This is a genomic window from Paraburkholderia youngii (genome assembly GCF_013366925.1).
Taxonomy (GTDB): Bacteria; Pseudomonadota; Gammaproteobacteria; order Burkholderiales; family Burkholderiaceae; genus Paraburkholderia; species Paraburkholderia youngii.
Map to the genome: position 1 here is coordinate 2,667,399 of NZ_JAALDK010000001.1, position 18,346 is coordinate 2,685,744.

Below are 18,346 nucleotides of genomic sequence, written 5' to 3' on the forward strand. Positions count from 1 at the left end.
GCCGCCCGATCATGTTCACGGACATCTTCATCCGCCGGCCGGTACTCGCTTCGGTCGTGAGCCTGCTGATCCTCGTGCTCGGGCTGCGCGCGCTCGCGGTGCTGAAGGTCAGCCAGTATCCGCAGACCGAGAACGCGGTCGTCACGATCACGACGGCCTACTATGGCGCGAACCCGGACACCATCGCCGGCTTCATTACCCAGCCGCTCGAAGCGGCGATCGCGCAGGCGCAGGGCATCGACTATATGTCGTCGACGAGCATCACGGGCGTGTCGACTATCGTCGCGACGCTGCGTTTGAATTACGACGCGAACCGCGCGCTGACCGAGATCAACACGCAGATCGGCTCGGTGCGCAACCAGTTGCCGCCGCAGGCGCAGCAGCCGGTGCTGACGGTTCAGACCGGGCAGACCACCGACGCGATGTACATGGGCTTCTACAGCAGCGTGCTGCCGAGCAACAACGTCACCGACTACCTGTTGCGCGTGGTCAAGCCGAAGCTCGACTCGATCCAGGGCGTGCAGACCGCCGAAGTGCTCGGCGGCCGGCAGTTCGCGATGCGCGCGTGGCTGGATTCGGCGCGGCTCGCCGCGCACGGCGTCAGCGCGAGCGACGTGTTCACCGCGCTCGGCAACAACAACTATCTCGCGACGCTCGGCACGACGAAGGGGCAGATGGTCAGCGTCGACCTCGAAGCGGGCACGGACCTGCATACCGTCGACGATTTCAAGCAGCTCGTCGTCAAGCAGAAGAACGGCTCGATCGTGCGTCTCCAGGATGTCGCGAACGTCGTGCTCGGCGCCGACAGCTACGACTTCAACGTCGCGTTCAGCGGCAAGCGCTCCGTGTTCATCGGTATCAAGGTCGCGCCGGACGCGAACATTCTCGATGTGGCCAAGCGGGTGAAAACCGTGTTCCCCGATCTGCAGAGGCAGTTCCCGACCGGTATGACGGGCGACATCGTGTATGACGCGACCGACTTCGTGAACACCGCGATCAGGGAAGTGATCAAGACGCTCGTCGAAGCGCTCGTGATCGTCACCATCGTGATCTTCCTGTTTCTCGGCAGTTTCCGCGCGGTGATCGTGCCGTTGATCGCGATGCCGCTGTCGCTGATCGGCACGTTCTTCGTGATGCAGGCGCTCGGCTATTCGATCAATCTGCTGACGCTGCTCGCGCTCGTGCTCGCGATCGGGCTCGTCGTGGACGACGCGATCATCGTCGTCGAGAACGTCGATCGGCATATGAAGCACGAAGGCAAGACGCCGTTCGACGCGGCGCTGATCGCCGCGCGCGAACTCGGCGGCCCGATCGTCGCGATGACCGTCGTGCTGATCGCCGTGTACGCGCCGATCGGCTTCCAGGGCGGGCTGACGGGCGCGCTCTTCACCGAATTCGCGTTCACGCTCGCGGGTGCGGTGACGGTATCGGGCGTAATTGCGCTCACGTTGTCGCCGATGATGTGTTCGCGCTTCTTTCGCGCCGAGCAGGAATCGGGGCGTTTCGCGCGTTTCGTCGACCGTCAGTTCGAGCGCGTGCATCGCGGCTATGGCCGGCTGTTGCATGCGACGCTCGATACCTGGCCCGTGTTCGTGGTGATGGGCGCGCTGCTGCTGTGCGGCACCGTGTATCTGTTCATGACCTCCAAGTCGGAACTCGCGCCGCAGGAAGATCAGGGCGTCGTGCTGTCGCAGATCATCGGGCCGCCGAACGCGACGATCCAGCAGATGCAGACCTATGCGGACCAGGTGTTCGATGCCTCGAAATCGCTGCCCGAGTACTCGCAGATGTTCCAGCTGACGGGTTCGCCGACCATCAACCAGGGCATCGGCGGGGTGCTGTTCAAGACCTGGGATCAGCGCGGCAAAAACGCGACCGTACTGCAGGAGGAATTGCAGCAGAAGTGGAATCAGATCGCGGGCGCACGCGTCGCAGCGTTCCAGTTTCCCCCGCTGCCGGGCTCGCAGGGCTTGCCGGTGCAGTTCGTAATCAGCACGACCGAGCCGTTCCAAAACCTCAACGAGGTATCGCAAGCGGTGCTCGAAAAAGCGCGCGCGAGCGGCATGTTCTTCTTCGTCGATACCGACCTGAAAATCGACAAGCCGGAAGCGGTGCTCGTCGTCGATCGCGACAAGGTGGCCTCGCTCGGGCTATCGCAAAGCGACGTCGGACAGGCACTCGGTTCGGCGCTGGGCGGCGGCTACGTCAACTATTTCTCGATCGCGGGGCGTTCGTACAAGGTGATTCCGCAGGTGCTGCAGACCGATCGGCTCAATCCGTCGCAGGTGCTCGACTACTATCTGCGCACGCCGGACGGCAGCGTGATTCCGGCCTCGACGGTCGCGCATATAAAGCACAGCGTCGTGCCCGAATCGATCAATCACTTCCAGCAGTTGAACTCGGCGACGATCTCCGGCGTGATCGTGCCGGGCGTGTCGCAAGGCCAGGTGCTCGATTTTCTGCGCAAGGCGACCGCACAGGTCGCGCCGGCCGGATATTCGGCCGATTACTCGGGAGCGTCGCGCCAGTTCGTGCAGGAGTCGGGTGGCTTCGTCATTACGCTGCTGCTTGCGACGATCATCGTGTTCCTCGCGCTCGCGGCGCAATTCGAGAGCTTCCGCGATCCGATCGTGATCCTGATCTCGGTACCGATGGCGCTGTTCGGCGCGCTGATCTTCATCAACATCGGCCTGACTACGCTGAACATCTACACGCAGGTCGGTCTCGTCACGCTGATGGGACTCGTCAGCAAGCACGGCATTCTGATCGTGCAGTTCGCCAACGAATTGCAGCGCGCGGGCCGCGGCAAGCGCGAAGCGGTCGAGGAAGCCGCCGGCGTGCGGCTGCGTCCGATCCTGATGACGACCGCCGCGATGGTGCTCGGCGTGGTGCCGCTCGTGATCGCGTCGGGCGCGGGCGCGGCGGGCCGCAACGCGATGGGGCTCGTGATTTTCACGGGGATGTCGATCGGCACGCTGTTCACGTTGTTCGTCGTGCCGGCGATGTACATGTTTCTGGCCGCCGATCATCAGCGGCATGCTCAGGCGCCGAAAGCCGGCGAGGCGGGTCAGGCGGGTTAGGGCCTGGGTGTTCGCGTACCCGCTGCGCGTTCGTCACCTAGACTACGGAGCATTCGCTGCGCAACGCGGCGCAAGACCAACCGGAGCCACGCACGATGAAAGCGATCCAGTTCAAATCTTTCGGCAACCCCGAAGTGCTCGAATACGTCGATCTGCCGACGCCGCAGGCCGACGCGGAGCATGCGGTCGTGCGGGTCATGGCGGCCTCGGTCAATCCGAGCGACGTGAAGAACGTGGCCGGCCGTTTCGAACATACGGTGCTGCCGCGCATACCGGGGCGCGACTTCAGCGGCGTGGTGGTGGATGGCCCGGCCGCGTGGCGTGACGCCGAAGTGTGGGGCACCGGCGGCGACATCGGCTTCACGCGCGACGGCACGCACGCCGAGTACCTCGGCATTCCGGTCGCGGCGCTGTCACGCAAGCCCGTTGCGTTGAGCCATGTCGAGGCGGCGGCAATCGGCGTGAACTTCGTGGTCGCGTGGCTCGGCACCGTCGAATACGCAAGCTTGCAGGCCGGCGAGACCGTCGCGGTGCTTGGCGCGGGCGGCGGTGTCGGCGGCGCGGTTGCGCAGATCGCGAAGGCACGCGGCGCGCGCGTGATCGCCGTCGACCGCCGGCCGCTCGATCCGGCCACGCCCGCGGGCCGCCTGATCGACGCCTACGTACCGTTCGACGAACACGCAGCCGAACGTGTGCGCGAGCTGACCGGCGGCGCAGGCGCGGAAGTCGTCTACGACACGGTAGGCGGTGTCGCGTTCGAGACCGCGCTGAGTCTCGCGAAGCGGCGCGGCCGCGTGCTCGAAATCAGCGCGACCGGCAAGCGCCGGGTCGAGTTCGATCTGATCGATTTCTATCACAACGAGACGCAATTGCTCGGTGTCGACAGCGCGAAGCTCGGCGTCGCGCAATCAGCGCCGCTGATGAGGTCGCTCGTCGAGGGCTTCGACAGCGGCAAGCTGAGCGGCCCGGCGATCGCACAGGAATTTCCGCTCGCCCGCGCGCGCGAAGCCTACGACGCGGTCGCCGCCGGCACGCGCGGGCGCGTCGTGATCCTTATGCAATAACCAACCTCCGACACAGGTCTGCGCAACCCGCTGGCGGCGACACTGCATTGAAGCCGCGGCCTCAGGCCGCCCGCAACACGCTAAGATTGAGGCCGCCGGGCGCCCGCGCCGCCCGGCGAGAACGACAAAAGCATTGCCTCGGAGAATCTGATGTCTGATGAATATGAAGTGCACGGTCCGCACGACCACGCCGTCGAACACGCCGGCCACGCCGGGCATCACGACGCCGATCCGTTCGCGAGCCGGATGGCCGTGATGACCGCGATCCTCGCGACGATCGGCGCGCTGTGCGCGTACCAGAGCGGCAACGCCGAAAACCTCGCGCTGTTCTTCAAGAACGAAGCCGCGATCAAGAAGACCGAAGCGTCGAACCAGTGGAGCTACTACCAGGCGAAGGGCGAGAAGGAGAACCTCGCCGAACTCGGCGCGGCGCTGTCGGCGCCCAATACCGACGCGCACGCGAAATTCGTCGCCGACGTCGAGAAATACAAGCAGCAGAAGGAGCCGATCCGCGCGAACGCCGAAGCGATCGAAAAACAGGTCGTCGCCGCCGACACGCGCAGCGAAACGCTGCTGCACGGCCATCATCGCTGGGCTCAGGCGACGCTGCTGATTCAGGTCGCGATTGCGCTGTGCGCGATCACGCTGCTCACGCGCAAGAACTGGCTGCGCAATGTGTCGTACCTCGTCGCGGGAGCAGGCGTCCTGACCGCAGGCGCGGCGTTTTTCGGGCTATGAGCGAGGTACATCGCTTGCCTTCTTCGAGCCGGAGCTTTTCAACAGGGAGTGTGTCGTGATCGATGGGTCCGCCGTGGTCGGCGTGTTTTCCGTGTATATCGCGGGCGTCGTGAGTCCGGGCCCGAACTTCGTCGCGGTCGCGCATAAGGCCGCTTCGGCGACGCGCATCGAAGCGCTCGCGATGGTCGCCGGCATCGTGCTCGTCAATCTGTTCTGGGCAAGTTGCGCGATTCTCGGCGTCGGCATCGTGTTCGCGGCGTTCCCGTGGCTCGCGCTCGTGGTCAGGATCGTGGGCGCCTGTTATCTGCTGTGGTTCGGCGGGCGGCTGATCTTCAATGCGTCGGCGGCAAGGCAGGCGGTGCTCGTCAAAGCACCGGCGGGTGGCTTCAGGCAGGCGTTCGCGCAGGGTTTCGCGACCAACATCGCGAATCCGAAGTCGATGGCGTTTTTTGCCGCGGTGTTTTCGTCGGCCGCACCCGCGCATGTGAGCACCGGCACGTTTGCCGCGATGCTCGGCATGGTGTTCGTCGTCGCGAGCAGTTGGTACGGGTTCGTCGCGCTGGCGTTGTCGCATGCGCGGATCGCGTCGGTGTATCGGCGCGGCAAGATGTGGGTCGATCGCGTGTGCGGCGGGTTGATCGTTGCGTTGGGAGTGCGGCAGCTGATTCGTTGAGGCGGCACTCGGAGGTGCCCAAAACTCAATGCGCAAGCCCGCGCGCACGCTCCAGCAACAGCTCGCGCTCGCGCGTATTGCGCGTCATCGCCGCGGCGCGCTCGAACTCAGCGCGCGCTTCGTCGATGCGTCCGAGCTTGACCAGCAGATCGCCGCGCACGCTCGGCAGCCAGTGATAATTCTCGAGCGCCGAACCAGCCGCGAGCGCATCGACGATCTCGAGTCCGGCCGTCGGCCCGAACGCCATCCCCACCGCGACCGCGCGATTCAACTCCACGACCGGCGATGGCGCGACCTGCGCCAAAGCATCGTAGAGCGCGACGATCTGCGCCCAGTCGGTGTCCTCGGCGCGGCGTGCCCGCGCATGACACGCGGCGAGCGCCGCCTGCAACGCATACGGCCCGCTTGCGCCGCCGAGTGCATGCGCGCTGTCCAACGCCGCGAGGCCGCGGCGAATCAGCAGCGGGTCCCAACGGCTGCGATCCTGATCGAGCAACAGCACCGGCCGCCCCTGCGCATCGGTGCGCGCATGCGTGCGCGACGCCTGGATCTCCATTAGCGCAACCAGACCGTGGACCTCGCTTTCGTCGGCGACGAGTCCGCTCAACACGCGCCCGAGCCGCAGCGCCTCCTCGCATAGCGCCGGGCGCATCCAGTCGTCGCCGGCAGTAGCCGAATACCCTTCGTTGAAAATCAGGTAGATCACCTGCAGCACCGACGCGAGCCTCGCCGCGCGCGCGTCCGCCTGCGGCACCTCGAACGGCACGCGCGCCGCCGACAGCGTGCGCTTCGCGCGCACGATCCGCTGCGCGATGGTCGGCTCCGGCACGAGAAACGCGCGCGCGATTTCGTCGGTGGTGAGGCCGCCGAGCAGGCGCAGCGTCAGCGCGACGCGCGCATCGGTCGACAGCACCGGATGGCACGCGGTGAAGATGAGCCGCAGCAAATCGTCGCCGATGTCGTCGGCGCGCGCGGCATCGAGCGCATCGACGAAATCGGGCACCACGTGCGCCTCGATCGCGTCGAGATCGTGGCCGAGCTCCTCGCGCTTGCGCGCATGCAGCGCTTCCTGGCGCAAGCGATCGAGCGCGCGGTTTTTCGCGGCCGTCATCAGCCAGGCTCCGGGGTTGTCGGGCACGCCCGCGTTCGGCCAATGCTCGAGCGCGGCCACCAGCGCGTCCTGCGCGAGTTCCTCGGCGAGCCCCACGTCGCGCACGATCCGCGCGACGTGAGCGATGACCTTCGCGGATTCGATCCGCCAGACAGCGTCGATCGCACGATGGGTGGCCTGTATCGTCACGGCGTCAGCCTTCACCTCAGCGGTGATCTTCTTCGAGCTTGCGAAAGCGCTCGACTTCCGGTCCCGGCTCGAAGTCGTCGATCTCGAACAGCTGCCGCACTTCGATTTCGCCATCGGCGTGCTCACCGAACGGGGCCGGGAAACGCCGCGCCCATTCCATCGCCTCGTCGCGCGAGCGCACCTGGATCAACGTGTAGCCAGCAATCAGCTCTTTGGTCTCCGCGAACGGTCCGTCCACGACGCTCCGTTTGCCGCCGCTATAGCGCACGCGCCAGCCTTTCGAGCTCGGCTGCAGGCCGGTTGCATCGAGCAGGACGCCGGCCTTCGAGAGTTCTTCGTGGTAGGCGCCCATCGCGGCGATCAGCGACGGTTCGGGCATCTCGCCGGCTTCGCTCGCGGCCGTGGCTTTTACGATGATCATGAATCGCATGTCGTTGCTCCTTGTTGTTAGTGGTTCGTGGTGAGTGGATTCGCGTGAATCGCTTGGAGAGGCCACGCCGGCTAGCCCCTTACTCACACGACGCGCGATGCAAGGTCAGATCGACACCCGCGGCGGTCCCGGCATCCCAGGGAAAACACGAAGCGGATGACGCGAGAGCCACCCGTGGCTAGATGAAGCACGGGCCGAGCTTGCGGACCTCGACCGTGCACCACGCCGCCGCCGGACAGGTTTGCGCGATCGCCACGGCCTCTTCGCGGCTGTCGCAGTTCAGCAGAAAGAAGCCGCCGATCATCTCCTTCGCCTCGGCGAACGGCCCGTCGACGAGCTTCGACTGGCCATTGCGGACCTGCACGCGCACGGCGTCCTTCTGCGAAGTCAGCGATTCGACCGCGAGCAGCTTGCCGCGCGCTTTCAGGTTCTCGGAGAACCGCACCATCTGGTCATAGAGGTCGCGACCGGCGGCTTCGCCGCGCTCCTCGCGTTGGTCCGTGGGTTCGACGATCAGCAGCATGTAGGACATGGGGTCTCCGACAGGGCTCGGTTGTATGCGCGGGTCGGCATCGCAACGACGTCAGCGACGCCCGGCCTCGGTGCCATAGCAGGTAGGCAGGCAGATAGGTGGCAATCAGGCGCAGCCAGTCTAGCAAGCGGGAACCTCAGCGGCAAACGCGCCCGGCGGGACTTCTACGGACACTCGTAACGAGCCACGCGGCGCGCATCAGCCGGCCGCGCGCGACACGTCGATGCCGCATTCAAGCATTCTCCGGAATCAATTTACGTCCGCGCCGAATGTGAAAAGCGCCCCTATAGGGGCGTTTTGCATGTTGCGGGACGCTCAAACTGGCGCTTCCGCCAGCGCTCTCAGCCGCGCGGAGCGCATCAGACCTTCGATCATTTTCGCTTCCGCGCTCGCCAGCTCGCTCAGCGACGCGGCCGACAGTTGTCCGTCGAAGATCGCGAGCGCCGTGCACAGACGTGCGTAGTCGTCGTCTTCGAGCGACCAGCGGCCGGTCCTGCGCTCGCGCATGTCGAGCCGCACCATCGCCGCATGCGCGCTTTCGATGTCCGCGAGCGCGTCGGCGCCCAGTCCGGCGCGGGTCAGTTCCTGCGACACCAGCAGATGCCGGCTCAGCGTCGTGTGCAGCATGCGTGCGCCGTGGCCGCGGCGAAAGGCATCGAGCGCGGCGTAGGCCTGCAATAGCATGGTCTGAGTGACCGGCGCGTGCGCGGTGCGGCTCTGCGTGAGGGAACGCAACAAGGGGGACATGGCCGTGCGGCCGGGCTTGCGAACTCGCGATTTGCTAGACATCGATTCAACCTCCTTCTTTCGGCAGCGCGCCCGGACTTCGGCACGCGACGGCGGCAAACGCCGCGCTCGAACGTCCGACGCATTTCGCGCCCGACAGTTCACGCTCTGCGACGTGCCGGTTCTTCGACGTATCGAAGAACGCACTGTCCCCATATCGGTTCGAAGCCGCCGGAAACAAGCAGCGCGTTTCGTTGCGACGAAAAAAAGCCCTGTTCCGCGAGGGAACAGGGCTGACAGGATGGAACAGTCGAGCAGGCGCGTGGAGTGCCTGCAAACCTATAACCACCTAACCTGCAAAGCTATTGCTTACGTGTACTGCAACGGCAATTTCTACCGCTCGACAGCACGTTTCGAACTGTCGATTCAATTCACTTCCAAATACCACTGCATGTGGGCCGGTCCTCGTTATTTCCTACTGCTGGCCGCTACCCCTTTTGCTTCGCGCGCGTGTTCAATGCATTGCGCGCTTCATATTGCGTCAACTGCGAACTGCGAACTGCGGACTACTTCATCAACGGTACGGTTCAAATCCGACACGAGGGGAAGTCGCATCGATGGAGTTCGGTGATTTGTCGCTCCATGGAAAAGAGTGTAGGCGCGCACCCGCGAATGCAATTGCGCGAAGCGAGGGACATTGGCGGCTTAATTTGGCGAATCGATGTAACAACGGGCTTTTCGGCCCGCCGCGCCACGCACGTCAACCGCGTGTAGAGAAATCGTCGATCGTCAGCAAGACCTTCTCACCGGGACGCGCGAGCATTTTTCGTTCGGCGATCGCGGTAATGCGTTGGCGCCCATCCGCGAACGTCTTCAGAATGCGCGCCTCACCCGCGCCGCGTTGCAGCCAGAAGTGCTGTTCGAGCGCCTCGCGCGTGACCGCGCATTCAAGGTCTCGTCCCCGCGACGAAAGCTGGAAAATCACCGCCCGTCCATCTGCCGAGACGCTGGGTACCGCCTCGATCATCGCCATAGCACACCTCGCAACGTTGATTACGACGTTCGCCGTATGACGCGAACGTCCCCGGAAAATCATCTGACGCTCGCAGCATCGCGAGGCCCGTTTTGTCTGTTCGTACAGGGGTGCGGATAGCGTGGCCGCGATGGAGCCAGACGTTAGAGCAAAGCGCATGCCACCCAACGCCGATAGCGACACAGGCACTCACGGGCACCGGCAACGATGACCGCATCGCAAAGTGGGAAGACCGCAACATAGCCGCGTGGTAATAAAAGCGCAGCGGACGCGACAATCGACGACAATTCTTACTCGCGCTTCGCACGATCATCGCGTGCCCGATCGCGCGCTACCACCTTGCCGACATGACCGCCCAACTGCCCGACCAACGATCCGGGTTGACCTTGCGCCCCGCGCAACCCGACGACGAACCCTTCCTGCTCGAACTGCGCAAGGCGACGATGACCGAACACCTGGCGCGCGCCGGCGAGCCGACCGACGAAAACGCCCATCGCGCGCGCCTGCGGCATCGCTACGACGCCGCGCAGTGTGATCTGCATCGACGGCGCGCCCGCGGGCCTGTTGAAGGCGCATCGCAACGACGACGAATGTTTCGTCGCGCAGTTGCAGATCGCGCCGGCGCTACAAGGCCGCGGTATCGGCGAGCAGGTGCTGCGCACGATCCTGCGCGCCGCCGCGGCCGAAGCGCTGCCGGTCAGCTTGCAGGTGCTCAAGGGCAATCCCGCCAAACGGCTGTACGATCGTCTTGGCTTCGCGATCGTCGGCGAGGATCAGACACAGTTTCACATGCGCGTTGCAGCGCGCGCGCCGGCGGAAAACGAAGCAGAATGAATGTCGGATAAAGACTGATACGGAACGAGCCTGGCAATGAACTCTGATATGAACTTTCGCGATGCTTCAGCAATACAAAGCTGGCACGCGCACATTTATTTCGACGCGGCGAGCCGCGACGCCGCGTGGGCGTTTCGCGAGCAGATCGACGCGCATTGGGGCGACAAACTGCAGATCGGGCGCTTCCATGAACGGCCGGTCGGCCCGCATCCGATGTGGTCGTATCAGCTCGCGTTCGCGCACCAACAGTTCGCCGACGTGGTCAGCTGGCTCACGCTCAATCACGGCGCGCTCGATGTCTTTCTGCATCCGAATACCGGCGACGCGCTGCGCGATCATCGCGACGCCGCCGTGTGGATCGGGCACTCGCACGAGCTCGTGTTAAAGGCGCTGCTGTAGCAGCCGAGAACGATGCGCCGGCGTGCTTACATATTCGTGTACGCGCTGCACCAGCCGCGCGACGCGACCTGTTTGGCGCCGAACAGCGTGCAGCCGCCGTACGCATCCGACGCCTTGCCCTGAAACAGCGAGCAGTTCGCGCACGATTGCCCGGCCGCGAAGTTCGGGAATTTTGCCTTGTCGACCTTCGACGCATCTTCGGTATAGCCGACCTTCTGCGCCTGCGGATCGCTCTCGCTCAGCGCATTGGGAACGGTCGCGGCGAACGCGACGCGAGACAGCGCGAGCGACGAGCCGACGCCCGCGCTGACCAGCAGGAAATGGCGGCGCGATGTTTTCATTTTCGTTTGCCTCTGGGTGGGGACTGAGGTCTGCGGTCAATCGAGAAAGCGCGTGAAGCGCTCGACCGGCTCGCGCTCGGGGCGCAGCGTATTGACCAGCGCGTTGGGGTCGGCGAAGCCGAGCGACATGCCGCACACGAACTGCTCGTTCTCGGGCAGGCCGAGATGTTCGGCAATCAGCCGATGAAACTGCATGAACGCGGCCTGCGGACAGGTGTCGAGGCCGCGTCCGCGCGCTGCGGTCATGATCGCCTGCAGGAACATGCCGTAGTCGAGCCAGCTGCCGCGCTCGAGGCTGCGATCGATCGTGAACAGCAGGCCGACGGGTGCGTCGAAGAAACGGAAGTTGCGCGAGTGCTGTTCGTGCATGCGCGCCCTGTCGCCCTTCTCGATGCCGAGCAGGCCGTACATATCCCAGCCGATCTTGCGGCGCCGGTCGATGTACGGCGACTGCCATTGGCGCGGGTAGTACGCGTACTCCTCCTGGCACAGCTGGTCGCGCTGCGGATCGTCGTAGGCCGCGAGCAGATCGCGCGACAGACGCGCGAGCGATTCGCCCGTCAGCACGTACACCTTCCACGGCTGCGTGTTGGTGCCGGACGGCGCGTAGCTGGCGGCTTCGAGAATGGCTTCGATGTCGGCGCGCTGCACCGGCGTCGGCAGAAAGGCGCGCACCGCGCGTCGCGTCGTCAGCGCGGTGTCGACGGGGTTCGCGGGAGAGGTCATCGGCGAATGGCGGCAGAGCCAGCGAAGTAGGTCAGCGACGATTCTAGCGCGTACCGCTCCAAGCCTGCCCGCCAGCGCGCAGGCTTCGTCCAGGGCGTTGCGCTGCGCCCTTACATCGTCCCCAACGCCACCGCCGCCACAATCGAACCCGCCACGAGCACGAGCCCCACCGTCTTGCGCTTGTTCAACTCGGTCCACAACAGCACGCCCGTCAGCGACAGCAGGATCAGACTGCCCGCGAGCGTATCGATCAGCAGCACCCAGCCGACGCTCAAGCCCACGCCCTTGTGCATGTTCGTCAGCATCGCGAGAAAGGTGTTCGCGCTGCGCTTGACCGTCACGGTGTTATTGCCCACCCAGTATTCGGCCAAGGTATTTTCTTTCGGCGACGCGAAATTCAGCTGCCAGTGCTCGGGCTGCACGACGCTGCGATCGCCCCATGCCACCGGATGCTCGGATTCCTTCTGCACACGCCCCGGATTGCCGGCGACCTTCAGCTCCTGCTTGAGCCACTTCGCGAGTTCGCGCGGGGTTTCCGGTGCCGGTTGCGGCAGCGGCACCTGCATCACCGAGACCTGCGGTTCGCCGGTCGACACACGCAGCGGACCGCCGCGATGGTTCAGGAAGAAGCCCGTCGTGCCGAACAGCAGACCGAGCGCCGCGCCCCACAATCCAACCCAGCCATGCACGTTGCGCAGCCACTTGATGAAAGTCGCGCGACGCGAGCGCTGCTGGCGCGCCTTCAGTTCATCGCCATCGAGCCGACGCGGTTCGTGCGCGCCATGTTGGCCGGCCGCCGGCGGTTGCATGTCGAGGGTGTCCGATTCGCTCACGTTTCACTCCAGGTACGCAGCAGATTGTGATAACAACCGACGAGGCTGCGTCGCGCAGCCTCGTCGGCATGGGTTGCATTGAGCCGTTGAATCGCGGTGTCCATGTCGAACAGCAGCGCGCGATGCGTGTCGCTGCGCACGAGACTCTGCACCCAGAAGAAGCTCGCCACGCGCGCGCCGCGCGTGACGGGCGTCACCTGATGCAGACTCGTCGCCGGATAAACGATCATGTCGCCGGCCGGCAGCTTTACCTGCTGCACGCCGTAGGTGTCTTCGATCACGAGTTCGCCGCCGTCGTATTCGTCGGGCGCGCTGAGAAACAGCGTCACCGACACGTCGGTGCGCAGCTTCACGCCGTTCGGCAGCACGCGCACCGCGCCGTCGACGTGGCTGCCGAACCGCATGCCGCCCTCGTAGCGGTTGAACAGCGGCGGATACACCTGGTTCGGCAGCACCGCGCTGATGAACAGGGGATTGCGCTCGATCGCCGCGACAATCACGTCGCCGAGTTCGCGCGCAATCGAAGAGTGCTCGGCGATCTGCTGATTGCGCTTGACCGGCGCGCCCTGATAGCCCGCGGTCGCGCGGCCATCGACCCACGCGTCGCCGGCTCGATCGAGCCGCTCGCGCACGAAGCGCAATTGCCCGGCGTCCAGTACCTTCGGAATGTGCAGCAACATAGTGTGTCCTTCGAGTCGGCTTGCCGTTTGCAAAGCGGCAAGCCTAACGGATGCGCCCAGTGCGTCGCAAAAGCGGCCATCAGAAGCGGTAATCGAACGTCGCGAGCAACGTACGGCCGATGCCCGGCACCGAACGGCCGCCGTCCGACGGAATCAACGCGTCGTAGTAGTACTTGTTGGTCAGGTTCAGCAGGTTCAGGCGCACGTCGTACTTCTTCGCGTGATAGGCGGCGGTCGCGTCCCAACGCGTGTAGCCCGGCACCTTCACGTAGTTCGTATTCGATGCATAACGCGACGACATATAGATCGGACCGCCGCCGATTTCCCAGTGCGGCGTGATCGCGTATGTGGTCCAGAACGTCAGCGTGTTGCGCGGGGTGTTGGCCGGCGTGTGACCCTGCGTGCCGTCGGCCGCTTTCAGGATCTTCGCGTCCATGTACGTGTAGCCGCCGAAAATCTGCCACTTGTCGGTGATGTGCCCGGTCACGCTCGCCTGGAAGCCGTCGACGCGAATGTCGCCGGCCAGCTCGTATTCGGTCGGCGAGACCTGGGTGCGCGCGTTGTCCTTCTCCTCGCGGAACAATGCCGAGGTCAGCGAGATGTTGCCGCCGAACAGATCCCACTTGCCGCCGACTTCATACGACTTCGTCGATTCCGGTGCGAGGTTCTGCGTGAGGTTCGTGACCGTCAGGTTTTCGAGCGACGGGTTGAACGACGTGCCGTACGACACGTAGTACGACTGCCAGTCGGTCGGCTGATAGATGAGGCCCGTGCGCACGCTCGTGAAGTAGTTGATCTGGCTCGCGAAAGCCGGCGCGCTGACGGTGTTGTGGATCTCGGCCGAGAAGCGATCCCAGCGCAGACCGCCGATCAGCTTCCAGTGCGGCGTCAGCGTGATCGTGTCGTTCAGGTAGGCGGCGATTTCGTTCGCGCTCGAATCGGCGTAGTTGCCGACCGTCGTCGTCACGTTCGACGGCGTGCCGATGATCGGCGGATTGAGCATCGGCACGATCGGCAGGTTGTTGCGCGTATATGCCTGGTTCGTATAGCTGTCGTGGCCCACTTCGACACCGGCAATCACGTCGTGCCTGACCGGCCCGGTGTCGAATTTGTATTCGACCATCGTGTCGTTGTAGATCGCGTGATTCTGGATCACGCGGTCATGGCTCTGCAGCTTGATGAACAGGGCCGACGGCGGCAGCGTCGTGAAGTTGCCGTTGCTCAGCGCAGTGCTCGACGACAGCGGTCCGGTCAGCACCGCTTGCGGCGCGGTTTCGCGCGCGTCGGTCATCGAATGCGAGATCTGCGTCTGGTTCGTCAGCGTCAGGTCGTCGGAGAACTTGTGCTTGATCGCCCCGGTGAGGATCTGCACGTTCTGGATCGTGCGGTCGCTGGTCAAACCGTAGAACGTGTTTTTCGGCACCGGCGACGGGCGGCCGTTCAGCGCCTGGATGCCGTAGTCGGGCATGTCGTTGTTGCGCTGGATCAGCGCCGACAGCGTGATCTCGGTAGGCGTGCCGATACCGAAGCGCAGCTCCGGCGCGACGCCGAAATCCTTGTTCTTCATCACGTCGCGCGTCGAGCCGAGGCTCTGGCCGAACGCGTTCAGGCGGATCGCCGAGGTGTCGGTGAGCTTGTGGTTCACGTCGACGGTGGAGCGGTAGCGGTCGTTGGTGCCGATCATGCCGGAGACTTCCGCCGAGTCCGTCAGGTTCGCCTTCTTGCTGACCTGATTGATCACGCCGCCCGTCGAGCCGCGGCCGAACAGCATCGACGACGGACCATATAGCACCTCCAGCGCTTCGAGATCGAACGTGTCGCGGTAGTACTGGTTGCGGTCGCGAAAGCCGTCCAGATAGATGTCGTTCTGCGCGGTGAAGCCGCGCAGGTTGATGTTGTTGCCGATCTGGCCGCCCTCGGCCGCGCCGATGGTCACGCCGGGTGCGTTGCGCAGCGCGTCCGTAAACGACGTCGCGCCCTGCGAAGCGAGCAGGTCGCGATTGATCACGGTGACGGTCTGCGGAATGTCGCGCAGCGCGGTCGGGGTCTTCGCACCGACGCTCGCGCGCTCGGCCTGGAAGTCCTGTTGAACGGTCTGAGCCTGCACGCCGATGGTCGGCAGCGTCTGCGCGGCGGCGGGTGTGTTGTTCTGTGCGTTGGTTTGTGCGTTGGTTTGTGCGGTCTGCGGCGCGCTGGAGGCGGCCGGTTGTGACGCGCTTTGCGCGAGTGCAGGCGTCGCATAAGGAACGGCAAAAGCGAGCGCCAGCGCTGTCGCGAGCGGCGTGTGATTGAGCATGGAAATCCCGTCAGAAATGCGCTTTGTCGAATTCGCATCAATGACGTCGAATTCATGACGAAAGCGCAAATGGCTGGCTGCCGCTCTCCGTTGTGTGAGATGGAGATGACGGGATGGCTGGCTGGTTTAAATGAGAATCGCTATCATTTCATAAGCACAAGAAGGCATCAATCGCGGCGTACATTACTTCGCGTAATGGATTTGTTTCTGTTTTTTACTTTTCGAAAGCAATACGTAAACGTAAGGGCGCTACTTACGCAGATTCATTACTGTTTGTAATTCTATGCTTGCAAAAGTCTTATCAATGACGCACTCGAGGGCCAATTCAACCTTACGCGATTTCTTTCATTTAAATAACATTCTATCGCGGCGGTCGTGCACATCGAATCGCGAGTCCGTTTATCCTTTTTACAACACCGCATACAACATGAAAGTCCCACCCTTCCGGCAAACGCTTTCGTCCCCTCTGGAGTCGACTCTATGCAATATCGCCAATTCGGCCGCACCGGCCTGACCGTTTCGCGCCTGTGTCTCGGCACCATGACTTTCGGCCTGCAAACCGAAGAAGCCGCATCGCACCGCATCCTCGACACGGCCGCGGACGCCGGCGTCAATTTCATCGATACCGCGAACGTCTACCCGCTCGGCGCCGGCGAAGACCTGTCCGGACGCACCGAGGAAATCGTCGGACGCTGGTTGAAGGGCAAGCGCGAGCGCTTCATCGTCGCGACCAAGGCGGTCGGCAAGATGGGGCCCGCCGCGTGGGATCAGGGCGCGTCGCGCAAACACCTGCTCGATGCGATCGATGCGTCCTTGCAGCGCCTCGGCACCGACTACGTCGACCTGTACCAGCTCCATTCCGACGACCCGAAAACCCCGCTCGACGAGACGCTCGAAGCACTCGATACGATCGTGCGCTCGGGCAAGGCGCGCTATATCGGCGTATCGAACTTTCTTGCGTACCGGCTCGCGCGAGCTTTGGGACGCGCGGACGTGCTGCGCGTCGCGCGCTTCGTGTCGGTCCAGCCGCGCTACAACCTGCTGTTTCGCCAGATCGAGCGCGAGCTGCTGCCGCTGGCCGCCGAGGAGCAGCTAGCCGTGATGCCGTATAACCCGCTCGCGGGCGGACTGCTGACGGGCAAGCATCGGCTCGATGCGACGCCCACCGAGGGGCGCTTCACTGAAAGCGTCGGCAAGGCTGGCGCGATGTATCAACAGCGCTACTGGCACGAGCGCGAATTCGACACGATCGAAAGACTGAAGGCGATCGCCGCGCCGACCGGCGAATCGTTGGCGAAGGTATCGCTTGCGTGGGTGCTCGCGAATCCGCTGATCACGTCGGCGATCATTGGTGCGAGTCGCGCCGAGCAGTTGAGCGATACGCTCTCGGCGGCCGAGTTCACGCTCGACGACGCAATCAAGACTCAGCTCGATGACGCGAGCGTGCAGTATCGATGGGGGGATGCGGCGCGCTAAGCGCCCTTCTGCAGATCAAGCGCGGCCCGGTGTTCGGCCGCGCGACTTCATCGTCCGTAGCGCAGCACGGTGCTCGTCGCGGCGAGCACGTGATCCTTGATCGCGGCGAGGAACGCATCGCGCGTCAAGCCGGCCGGCAATGCGTCGGGCGGCAGATCGAGCGCATAGACCTGCGCGACGTAGTGATGCGGCACATCGCCGACTGCCGGACACGGGCCGTAATAGCCGGGGCCGCCGGTGCGATTCGTGCCGGCGACGCTGCCCGCCGGCGCCGCTTCGCCCTCGGCGAGTCCGGTCGTACCCGGTGCGATGCCGTAGACGATCCAGTGCACGACGCCGAGGCCTTTCGCGCCGTCGGGATCGAAGATCGTCACCGCGAAACTCTTTGCGCCGGCCGGCGCGTTATGCCATTGCAATGCGGGCGACACGTTGCCGCCGCCGCAGTTGTTCGCGCTCGCCGCGTGGCTCGCGTTGAGCGTGCCGCCATCGGCCAGTCCCGGTGACGACACTGCGAAGGACGGTGCCGCGTAGGCATGTGCGCTCGCGTAAGCGAGCAGCGCGCACGCGACAGCGGAGAGGAGGTGCCGCGCGAGGGCCAAGTGGATGCGACTCATGGGGCGTCTCCATTGAGAGTTTATGCATCAACTATAGCGAGAATGTTGTTTCGAGATGGAAGAGGCGGCATATTGCGCATGGAGCGAACTTCTGGAGTTTGCCGTGAAGAAGGTTTGGGTTTGCATCGTAACTGCTTCTGCCATCATCTTCGGTACGTCTGCTTGCTATGCGAAAGCCGATCAAGTCGCGAATCCACAAGCTGGAGCACGCACTCATGCACAGAATTACAGAGACATGGTTCTGGCTACTTGTATCGCGAACGCCTACAAAAACGACAAAGATGCTGCTATCGATGCCGGAAGCAGCGTCAGTGCATTGCGAGACTGGACTTACTATGACTTGGAGAAGGCTCCAGACGCGATCAAAACCTTGGTGGACAATTATTTGGCTCGAGACTATCAAAACCCGCTGGTCGAATCGGAAACTGAAGGTATCCGATTCGACTTCCTGAAGTGCCTGGACCTGTATCACAGTAAGGAATTGGACGAACAGGTAAAGCGCTTGGCCGTCAACCCCAAGCGCACCTACAGGCAAGATAATCCGTTGCCGGCAAGACCGAAGTAACTCCCC

The 18,346-nt window shown here is 63.9% G+C and carries 18 protein-coding genes and 1 pseudogene; 8 read left to right on the forward strand and 11 right to left on the reverse strand.

Features of this window, described 5'->3' with window-relative positions; translation table 11 throughout:
• Nucleotides 1–11: 11 nt before the first annotated feature.
• The 4 genes from G5S42_RS12375 (at nucleotide 12) to G5S42_RS12390 (ending at nucleotide 5,555) form a co-directional block, all read left to right on the forward strand.
• Complete coding sequence (locus G5S42_RS12375) at nucleotides 12–3,080, forward strand: efflux RND transporter permease subunit (protein ID WP_217709887.1); 3,069 nt, start codon at nucleotides 12–14, stop codon at nucleotides 3,078–3,080.
• 95 nt (nucleotides 3,081–3,175) lie between these two features.
• Nucleotides 3,176–4,144 carry a quinone oxidoreductase family protein gene (locus G5S42_RS12380; protein WP_176106994.1) on the forward strand — a complete coding sequence of 323 codons (969 nt, stop codon included), beginning with the start codon at nucleotides 3,176–3,178 and terminating at the stop codon, nucleotides 4,142–4,144.
• A 150-nt stretch (nucleotides 4,145–4,294) separates the two neighbouring features.
• Nucleotides 4,295–4,882: a DUF4337 domain-containing protein gene (locus G5S42_RS12385; RefSeq protein WP_176106995.1), complete on the forward strand. Its 588-nt coding sequence runs from the start codon at nucleotides 4,295–4,297 to the stop codon at nucleotides 4,880–4,882.
• A gap of 55 nt (nucleotides 4,883–4,937) precedes the next feature.
• Nucleotides 4,938–5,555, forward strand: coding sequence for a LysE family translocator (locus tag G5S42_RS12390; protein WP_176106996.1), 618 nt, complete (start codon nucleotides 4,938–4,940; stop codon nucleotides 5,553–5,555).
• A 25-nt stretch (nucleotides 5,556–5,580) separates the two neighbouring features.
• Here G5S42_RS12390 and G5S42_RS12395 read toward each other — a convergent pair whose 3' ends face one another.
• The 5 genes from G5S42_RS12395 to G5S42_RS12415 all read right to left on the reverse strand — a co-directional run bounded on the left by G5S42_RS12395 (nucleotide 5,581) and on the right by G5S42_RS12415 (nucleotide 9,576).
• The gene (locus tag G5S42_RS12395; protein WP_176106997.1) at nucleotides 5,581–6,855 is read right to left on the reverse strand and encodes an RNA polymerase sigma factor; all 1,275 of its coding nucleotides are present in this window, start codon (nucleotides 6,853–6,855) and stop codon (nucleotides 5,581–5,583) included.
• A gap of 16 nt (nucleotides 6,856–6,871) precedes the next feature.
• Nucleotides 6,872–7,285 carry a YciI family protein gene (locus tag G5S42_RS12400; RefSeq protein WP_176106998.1) on the reverse strand — a complete coding sequence of 138 codons (414 nt, stop codon included), beginning with the start codon at nucleotides 7,283–7,285 and terminating at the stop codon, nucleotides 6,872–6,874.
• Between the two features lie 178 nt (nucleotides 7,286–7,463).
• Nucleotides 7,464–7,817 (reverse strand): YciI family protein, encoded by a 354-nt coding sequence (locus G5S42_RS12405; RefSeq protein ID WP_176106999.1) that lies wholly within the window; start codon nucleotides 7,815–7,817, stop codon nucleotides 7,464–7,466.
• Between the two features lie 315 nt (nucleotides 7,818–8,132).
• Nucleotides 8,133–8,606: a hypothetical protein gene (locus G5S42_RS12410; protein ID WP_176107000.1), complete on the reverse strand. Its 474-nt coding sequence runs from the start codon at nucleotides 8,604–8,606 to the stop codon at nucleotides 8,133–8,135.
• A gap of 697 nt (nucleotides 8,607–9,303) precedes the next feature.
• On the reverse strand, nucleotides 9,304–9,576 hold the full coding sequence (locus G5S42_RS12415; protein WP_176107001.1) for a DUF1488 family protein: 273 nt from the start codon (nucleotides 9,574–9,576) through the stop codon (nucleotides 9,304–9,306).
• A 347-nt stretch (nucleotides 9,577–9,923) separates the two neighbouring features.
• Here G5S42_RS12415 and G5S42_RS12420 point away from each other — a divergent pair.
• Nucleotides 9,924–10,410, forward strand: a pseudogene (locus G5S42_RS12420) (GNAT family N-acetyltransferase).
• Between the two features lie 48 nt (nucleotides 10,411–10,458).
• Nucleotides 10,459–10,809: a DOPA 4,5-dioxygenase family protein gene (locus G5S42_RS12425; protein ID WP_176110502.1), complete on the forward strand. Its 351-nt coding sequence runs from the start codon at nucleotides 10,459–10,461 to the stop codon at nucleotides 10,807–10,809.
• A 26-nt stretch (nucleotides 10,810–10,835) separates the two neighbouring features.
• Here the strand turns inward: G5S42_RS12425 and G5S42_RS12430 are convergent, their stop codons facing one another.
• The 5 genes from G5S42_RS12430 to G5S42_RS12450 all read right to left on the reverse strand — a co-directional run bounded on the left by G5S42_RS12430 (nucleotide 10,836) and on the right by G5S42_RS12450 (nucleotide 15,685).
• Nucleotides 10,836–11,150 carry a high-potential iron-sulfur protein gene (locus G5S42_RS12430; RefSeq protein WP_176107002.1) on the reverse strand — a complete coding sequence of 105 codons (315 nt, stop codon included), beginning with the start codon at nucleotides 11,148–11,150 and terminating at the stop codon, nucleotides 10,836–10,838.
• Nucleotides 11,151–11,186: 36 nt separating this feature from the next.
• On the reverse strand, nucleotides 11,187–11,876 hold the full coding sequence (locus G5S42_RS12435; protein WP_176107003.1) for a nitroreductase: 690 nt from the start codon (nucleotides 11,874–11,876) through the stop codon (nucleotides 11,187–11,189).
• A gap of 110 nt (nucleotides 11,877–11,986) precedes the next feature.
• Nucleotides 11,987–12,709 (reverse strand): PepSY-associated TM helix domain-containing protein, encoded by a 723-nt coding sequence (locus G5S42_RS12440; protein WP_176107004.1) that lies wholly within the window; start codon nucleotides 12,707–12,709, stop codon nucleotides 11,987–11,989.
• A complete protein-coding gene (locus G5S42_RS12445; protein ID WP_176107005.1) occupies nucleotides 12,706–13,389 on the reverse strand; it encodes a Fe2+-dependent dioxygenase in 684 nt (227 codons plus the stop codon). The genes G5S42_RS12440 and G5S42_RS12445 overlap by 4 nt, the downstream gene beginning before the upstream one ends.
• A 79-nt stretch (nucleotides 13,390–13,468) precedes the next feature.
• Nucleotides 13,469–15,685, reverse strand: a complete 2,217-nt coding sequence (locus tag G5S42_RS12450; protein ID WP_176107006.1) for a TonB-dependent receptor — start codon at nucleotides 15,683–15,685, stop codon at nucleotides 13,469–13,471.
• Nucleotides 15,686–16,165: 480 nt separating this feature from the next.
• Between G5S42_RS12450 and G5S42_RS12455 the strand changes: the two genes are divergently transcribed.
• Nucleotides 16,166–17,161, forward strand: coding sequence for an aldo/keto reductase (locus tag G5S42_RS12455; RefSeq protein ID WP_176107007.1), 996 nt, complete (start codon nucleotides 16,166–16,168; stop codon nucleotides 17,159–17,161).
• A 47-nt stretch (nucleotides 17,162–17,208) separates the two neighbouring features.
• Here the strand turns inward: G5S42_RS12455 and G5S42_RS12460 are convergent, their stop codons facing one another.
• The gene (locus G5S42_RS12460; protein WP_176107008.1) at nucleotides 17,209–17,775 is read right to left on the reverse strand and encodes a YbhB/YbcL family Raf kinase inhibitor-like protein; all 567 of its coding nucleotides are present in this window, start codon (nucleotides 17,773–17,775) and stop codon (nucleotides 17,209–17,211) included.
• Between the two features lie 103 nt (nucleotides 17,776–17,878).
• Here G5S42_RS12460 and G5S42_RS12465 point away from each other — a divergent pair, with 103 nt between their 5' ends.
• Nucleotides 17,879–18,340: a type VI secretion system amidase immunity protein Tai4 gene (locus tag G5S42_RS12465; protein ID WP_312883560.1), complete on the forward strand. Its 462-nt coding sequence runs from the start codon at nucleotides 17,879–17,881 to the stop codon at nucleotides 18,338–18,340.
• Nucleotides 18,341–18,346: the final 6 nt, after the last annotated feature.